Annotated in this window: 8 protein-coding genes; 6 read left to right on the top strand and 2 right to left on the bottom strand. The window is 38.7% G+C overall.

Annotated elements, in window-relative coordinates; genetic code table 11:
• From FFM66_RS11290 to FFM66_RS00605, 3 genes are all read left to right on the top strand, one after another.
• The coding region (locus FFM66_RS11290; protein WP_171000765.1) for a hypothetical protein at nucleotides 1-248 on the top strand (248 nt) is incomplete at its 5' end.
• A 64-nt stretch (nucleotides 249-312) separates the two neighbouring features.
• Nucleotides 313-1,317 carry a class A sortase gene (locus FFM66_RS00610; RefSeq protein WP_171000764.1) on the top strand — a complete coding sequence of 335 codons (1,005 nt, stop codon included), beginning with the start codon at nucleotides 313-315 and terminating at the stop codon, nucleotides 1,315-1,317.
• 207 nt (nucleotides 1,318-1,524) lie between these two features.
• Complete coding sequence (locus FFM66_RS00605; RefSeq protein ID WP_137604720.1) at nucleotides 1,525-2,034, top strand: DinB family protein; 510 nt, start codon at nucleotides 1,525-1,527, stop codon at nucleotides 2,032-2,034.
• Nucleotides 2,035-2,151: 117 nt separating this feature from the next.
• Here the strand turns inward: FFM66_RS00605 and FFM66_RS00600 are convergent, their stop codons facing one another.
• Complete coding sequence (locus FFM66_RS00600; RefSeq protein ID WP_137604719.1) at nucleotides 2,152-2,760, bottom strand: hypothetical protein; 609 nt, start codon at nucleotides 2,758-2,760, stop codon at nucleotides 2,152-2,154.
• A 414-nt stretch (nucleotides 2,761-3,174) separates the two neighbouring features.
• Here FFM66_RS00600 and msrA point away from each other — a divergent pair, with 414 nt between their 5' ends.
• Nucleotides 3,175-4,008 carry a peptide-methionine (S)-S-oxide reductase MsrA gene (gene msrA, locus FFM66_RS00595; protein WP_137604718.1) on the top strand — a complete coding sequence of 278 codons (834 nt, stop codon included), beginning with the start codon at nucleotides 3,175-3,177 and terminating at the stop codon, nucleotides 4,006-4,008.
• 30 nt (nucleotides 4,009-4,038) lie between these two features.
• On the opposite strand, the gene FFM66_RS00590 is transcribed toward msrA, so the two are convergent.
• Nucleotides 4,039-4,665 carry an HAD family hydrolase gene (locus tag FFM66_RS00590; RefSeq protein ID WP_137604717.1) on the bottom strand — a complete coding sequence of 209 codons (627 nt, stop codon included), beginning with the start codon at nucleotides 4,663-4,665 and terminating at the stop codon, nucleotides 4,039-4,041.
• A gap of 279 nt (nucleotides 4,666-4,944) precedes the next feature.
• Between FFM66_RS00590 and FFM66_RS00585 the strand changes: the two genes are divergently transcribed.
• Both FFM66_RS00585 and FFM66_RS00580 read left to right on the top strand, forming a co-directional pair.
• Entirely contained in the window at nucleotides 4,945-5,313 is a 369-nt protein-coding gene (locus tag FFM66_RS00585) for a pyridoxamine 5'-phosphate oxidase family protein (RefSeq protein WP_048604314.1), read from the top strand.
• A 329-nt stretch (nucleotides 5,314-5,642) separates the two neighbouring features.
• The gene (locus FFM66_RS00580; RefSeq protein ID WP_137604728.1) at nucleotides 5,643-6,545 is read left to right on the top strand and encodes an FAD:protein FMN transferase; all 903 of its coding nucleotides are present in this window, start codon (nucleotides 5,643-5,645) and stop codon (nucleotides 6,543-6,545) included.
• The last annotated feature ends 58 nt before the right edge of the window (nucleotides 6,546-6,603 follow it).

Raw genomic sequence — 6,603 nt, 5'->3', positions numbered from 1 at the left:
TTGAAACAGCCTATCAAGGTGAAAAAGAAGTAGCGGTTCATGCGGATATTAATGATGAAGGTCAAACGGTGAAAGTAACAACACCAACAACACCAAGCACGCCGACAACACCAACAACACCAAATAAAACTTATCCAAAAACATCCGGCACATTGGGATCATCAATGTTGTGGAATGTTCTATTAGGTATATTGCTTTTAAGCGCTGCGTTGTACTTTGTTCATCTTAACCGTAGCAAAAATAATTAGAATTTATGATGGGGCACTCTGAATAGTTTTGGAGTGCTCTGTTCTGCTAATGAGGATTAAATCTATGAAAAAAAAGATTAATTTATTATTACTGTTATGGATTATTTTAGGAATCAGTTTTTTTTCCTATGGTCGGTATGGATATCACCTTCTCTTAAATTCTGCTGATAATGCAAGCAAAATTCAGCATACAATTGAAACACCTATAGTCAGTCAAAAAAATCGGGTAGAAAGAAATGCGCAAGCTGTTTTTGATGAAGATGAAATTAAACCTGTGAAACCAACAGAATATGCGGATGCCCAATTAAAATATGTTGAGGTTATCAATAAGTGGGGGATCGGCGCTATCTACAGCCCATCTGCAGGAGTAAAAACCAAAGTGCTTGCTGGAATGTCAAATACTAATCTAATAGTTGCAGTGGGAACTTATCAAGCGGAACAGAAACTTGGTCAAGGAAATTACATTGTTTTGGCGCATAATTTAGTTCAAGGTGGAGGAGCATTACATAACATAACTAAAATGGAATTAGGCACAATTATCTATGCCACTGATTTTTCTAAAGTGTATGAATATAAAGTGCAAATAAATAAAATTGAGAATCAAGCCAATGGAGAACTACTAAATGAGCCACTCGTTGGAGAGACAGCAAAAATTACGCTCTTTCGCTGTGAGGGCGCGTTGAACACACCTGATCGAGCTGTGGTTCAAGGTGAGTTTGTCACGTCTTATCCTGCTGCAGAAGCAAAGGTGAATGTCTTACAAGGACTGGGTCTGACTGTTAAGGAAAAAAACGTGAATCAAGCAAATACTGAAAAAGAAAAAAATACTGAAGAAAAGACTATTGCGGAAAAAGATGAATCCCCACAAACCAAAGATACTACTGAAATAACCAATAGAAAAGTGATTGAAACAACAAATTTTGATATGACTGACTCTGTATACAATTCATTTCAAACTGGAGCAATCACTGTGTTTAAAGCCATTGAGCAGTCTGGGTACTTAGTAGGAACAATCTACTTGGGAGTAGTAGCATTATTTTTTGCATTAGGAAAAATTTTAAAAAAATAAAACACGGAAAAATAACACAAATGCTGTAACTAGTAAATATTAAAGGAGTTTTTTGTACTAGAAAATCCACTGTTTTTAGAGATAACTGTATGTATCAAAAGATAGGTCATGAAGTTTGCTGGTTATTCCTTCTTATAGTAGAGTAATACTAAAGAAATTTAGTTGAATAAATACAGTCATTTTTCAACAAAAAATGGGAGGTGCACAATGAAAATCACGCAATTATCAATCGATATGCTAAAACGAGGGCAAGAGCGGCTGGAGGAGACATTGGGGCAGATGAGTGTGTCTGAGGCAAATACCATGCCGGCACCCTTGATTAAATCGGTCACGTGGCTTGTTTGGCATACTGCGCGGGAATTGGATTTTCAAATTTCAGAGCTGAATGGAAGTAGTCCGCTGTGGGTAAGTGCTGGTTGGAGTGAAAAATTTGCGTTGGATCTGCCTGATGATACAGAAGATTGGCGTCATACACCGGAGGAAGCAGCGAAAGTAGTGGTAACGGATAAAAAGTTATTGCTTGATTATTTGACTGCCAGTGTGGATTTTGTGACATCTTATTTGGAAACTGTCAAAGAAGATGAACTTGCAGAGGTGATAGATACGAATTGGACGCCAGTAGTTACTCGACAAATCCGATTGGTTTCTGCAATCGATGACGCCGTGATGCATTCTGGTCAGGCAGTTTATACAAGAAGATTGGTTATCGGAAAATAAATAGTCTTCGAAAAAGTAAAAATTAGTGGATTCTTTAAATAAAATTAGATAACATGCAAAAAAAGTCGCGTTCCTGTAGAGGAAAGCGGCTTTTTTTACGACGGTATCTAGAAAAAATTATTCAACTACCTTTAATAGCTGTTGCGTGTACGTAGGTGTCTGACTGCCAGCTAACTTGTTTATCGAAGCCAAGGCCAAATTTTGTTGCAATTGACCACAGGTGCCTTCAAAAATTAATTCTAATTCCGGCAACTGTAAAAAGTCGGCAGGGTGCATGAGGGAAGGACTCTTTGGCAACGTGATTGCTTGGGAATTTTCTAAAATTTCACTCACGAACTGTGAGCAGAAGAAATGCCAAGGTCGTTTGTTTTCAATATTCAACTTGCATAAAAAAAGACCAAGTAGATTGTAGCGATATTTGTTGCGCATCGTAAGCATGGCGAAAATTTGTTGACGTGCCAATTGCAGAGAGCGTTGATTTACCGGCAATCGAAGCAGCAGACAAGGGGTATCAGGATGATTTTTATAAAAACCAACGGCAATATTTTCATCAATAAAGCCAGCGGGTAAAGGGAAAAGGGGTTGCGTACGGGCAAAGCTGTACATTTTTGATAGGCTAGGGTCAAAGGATAAAGCAACGTGGGTAAATGTTTCAGCCGTGGTGAAACGGATCGCTTTTGAAGTATAGGTTTCTGTTGCACTTAAAAAAAGATAAATATAAGGCATAGTATGCTCCTTGTTCGTAATGATGTAATAAATTTTCTTAACAGAAAATTTAATCTGATTCTCACGCCGTATATCATTCCACTAGATAACCTGGAAAAAGAGGAAGTGACATCCTTGTTCGTAATGATGTACTAAATTTTCATATTGGAGACAATCGTTTGTTAGTATTCGTCCATTTCACAGGTTAAGCAGATGCAGGAATTAAAACGATTGTTTTATAAAAAGTAGCTCAAGCATAGCAAATTAAAGGGAAAAAGCATAGACTTTTCGGAAAATTTAATCTTCTCATGGAGTTCTACGTTCTACGACAAAAAACAATCGTTTAATTGGTCACCTTTTAGCCTGATAACGTATAGTAATAGTAAAAGAAAGCAACTATTCAGCAAAACCGGATTTTTACGAGGAGGTGCAGAAATGAAAGATGAGCAAAAAGTAACAAATACACTTTATAATCTGATCCTCAATCCCAATACCCGTGAGTGGGAGCGCAAGGTATTAGTGGAAACGAAAAATAACTTGGAGGACAAAGAGAATTTTTGGGATAAAATCGCAGCTCTCGAAGCGGTTTTGCGACCCCTTGCCCTTAGAAATAATTTGACGCCAGATGTCGCTGATTTTTATTTACAAATCACCAACGACCCTGTTGGTGAAAAAAACTTTGACTGGTCAAAGCATACATTGTCAAACCTTGATTATCAGGAACGGGCAATTTTTGCCGGTGGCTGTTTTTGGTGCATGGTGGAACCTTTTGAAACCCAAAGTGGCATTGTCTCTGTTTTATCCGGCTATACCGGAGGGTACACGACTTCTCCCAACTATGATCAGGTCAGTAGTGGGCTGACAGGACATGTTGAGGCTGTAGAAATTATTTTTGATAGACGGATTATCAGTTATGAAGAGTTGGTGGAACTGTATTGGCAGCTGACGGACCCAACGGATGCTTTTGGACAATTTCAAGATCGTGGCGAGCAATACCAACCGATTATTTTTGTTCAAAATGAGAAACAAAGACAAGTGGCGGAAAAATCAAAAAACAAGTTGATTGAATCAGAAAAATACAAGCAGCCCATCGTGACCCAAATCAAAAAAGCCGGCACATTTTGGCCGGCAGAAAACTATCATCAACAATTCTATAAAAAGCAATCTAAAAGATACAAACAGATCAAACGAGTCCGACACCAGCTTTTGCTTTACCAGCAGCTAAAAAGCAAACTACGGCAAATTTTCAAGGGGCGCGCAAAAAAGTAAGGTAGTGACAACTAAGATTGTTTTTTCTGATTAAAGAACAGCCAGTAAGTCATTTGGTTGAGAAAGAATCCTCTCAAGGGTCGAAAATTCTTCTGCCGGTTGGGCACCCCAGCCAGCCAAGGCAAACGCCACCTGACTATTTTGCGCACAACGCAGGTCATAAACCGAATCGCCGATATAAATCGTTTCTTCTGGACGAGCGTGTAATTCTTCCAGCGCTTTTAAAATTGGTTCCGGGTTTGGTTTGTGTTTTTTTGTATCCGAAGCAGTAACAGCAACTTCAAAAAAATCCGTCAATTCAAAAGAAGCGAATTCCTTTATCAACTCGTTGCGTAATTTGGAGGTCACAACCCCCAATTGGTACCCGGTATTTTTTAATTTTGTCAAAAGAGGAACAATACCGTCAAAAAGCCGAACATCCGTTGAATGAGCCGCCAGTTTTTCGACCCAAATCGTTAACAAACGTGCCCGTTCCGCTGGAGAATCACTATATCTTTCCAAGGCTTTTTCACCGGGAATTCCTAAAACAAAAGTCAGTTCTGCTTCTGGAACAATTAAGTGCAATTCTTCTTTCAATAGCTCTTTAAGGGAACGCAAAATCGCCTGTTCGGTGTCGATAAGAGTGCCATCAACATCAAATAAAATCGTCTTGATCATTTTATCTCTCCTCGTTTCTGTCCTCGTCAAGTGGTCGTTAACATTCAACTAGTTTTCATTCCTGCAAGTTGTAAAAAGTATAGCAGATTTAGCAGAAATAACAAAACAGCTCTTTGTTTACAGCAAAGAACTGTGCAGAAATAAAATAGGAAATAGGTATATAAAAGAAGTATGTCAGGAAAAACATTCTATTTTTGGTGGCTTTCAAGGGGAGATATTTTACATTTTATATAAAATATGATATCAGTAAGATACATTAATTAGATGGGAGATTTTAGGATGTTTACTGAAACATTTCTAGCAGTTTTAGAGCATGAAGGCGTGGTTACGATTATTTCAAATAACGCAAGTGATTATCATGCAGTCAATACCTGGAATTCGTATGTCAAAGTAGAAGGAAACAAATTATTGATTCCTGCCGCAGGGATGCATAGCGTTGAAGAAGATTTAGCGGTGAACGATCAGGTTTTAGTAACTCTTGGTAGTCGAGAAGTGGAAGGACTGGTTGGACCCGGCACAGGATTTCATGTATCAGGAAAAGCCAGCTTTTTAACTTCCGGAGAAATCGTGGAGCGTATGAAGGAAGAGTTTCCTTTTTTGTCCCGTGTACTTGTGATTGAAGCAACCGGAGTAGAGCAAAAAATTTAGCACTAAAGACAGAAACAGTCGTTGAAACCAACGGCTGTTTTTTTATAATATATATTTTTTTACATATTCCATTGACATAAATATTGGTGAATAGTATTATCGTGTTGTAGAAAATGTGAAAGATAACACAATTATCATCTCTGTCTTCGTTTGTTTTTTACGAGGAGAGTGCTTTTTTTGCAACTAGAAGTGCTATCCTTTCACAAAAAATAAAATCGATTTCGATTGTTGTGAAAAGGGAACGTTTGTGTAGTTAGAAATGAGTGAAGGCGGTAAAATGCTGAAGGAAAGAAGGGAAAAAGGTGAAGCAAAATCGAAGAGTTCGGCTGATGGGAACGGTAATTGACATCGAGATCGAACATGAGGCTCCGGAAGCTATTTTGGATGAAGTTGTTGCTCGTTTAAAAAAATATGAACAGCGCTTCAGTGCAAATGATTCGGATTCAGAGCTGATGGTGGTTAATAAAAATGCCGGTATTCAAGCGGTGAAGGTGCATCCCGACTTGTATGAGCTGATCAAAATCGGAAAATACCACAGTTGTGCGCCGGCTAGTAATTTAAATATCGCCATCGGTCCCTTAGTCCAAACTTGGCGAATCGGCTTTGATGATGCGAAGGTGCCTTCTCCGAAAACGATTCAGCGCTTATTGGAGGAAACAGATCCGCATAATATTTTGCTAAATGATGACGAGCAATCGGTTTTTTTGACCCATCCAGGAATGCTGATTGATTTAGGGGCGCTGGCGAAGGGCTTTATTGCCGATTTGATTATTGCGTATTTAAAAAAGCAGGAGGTTTTCTCTGCATTGATTAATTTAGGGGGTAATATTGTCGTCTTGGGACCCTCTATTCATGGCGATCATTATTGGCGAATTGGTATTCAAAATCCAAAATTGTCCCGTAATCATTCGCTGCTTGCGATAAAAGCATTGAATCAATCAATCGTAACCTCAGGGATTTATGAACGAAGCTTGGAAAGCAACGGACACACGTACCACCATATTTTAGATCCTCATACTGGTTATCCGGCAACGACAGATGTCGCCAGTTTGACGATTTTATCGGAGAAATCCATCGATGGAGAAATTTGGACGACACGTTTGTTTGGCAAGTCCTCTAAAGAAATTCTCACCACGTTAAATCAGTTGGAAAAAATTGACGGGTTACTGATTACCAAGGATGAGCAATTTGCTTATTCAAATGGATTAAAGGAACGGATTGTAAGCGTCTGAGGGTCGGAAAAATCCGGACGTAGGATGTTTTTGCAAGAAAACAATTGAAAGGAAGTAA

The sequence above is a fragment of the Enterococcus songbeiensis genome (genome assembly GCF_005405265.1).
GTDB classification, from domain to species: domain Bacteria; phylum Bacillota; class Bacilli; order Lactobacillales; family Enterococcaceae; genus Enterococcus_C; species Enterococcus_C songbeiensis.
The sequence above is the reverse complement of the archived record's forward strand: the minus strand, read 5'-3'. Positions and strand labels throughout refer to the sequence as shown.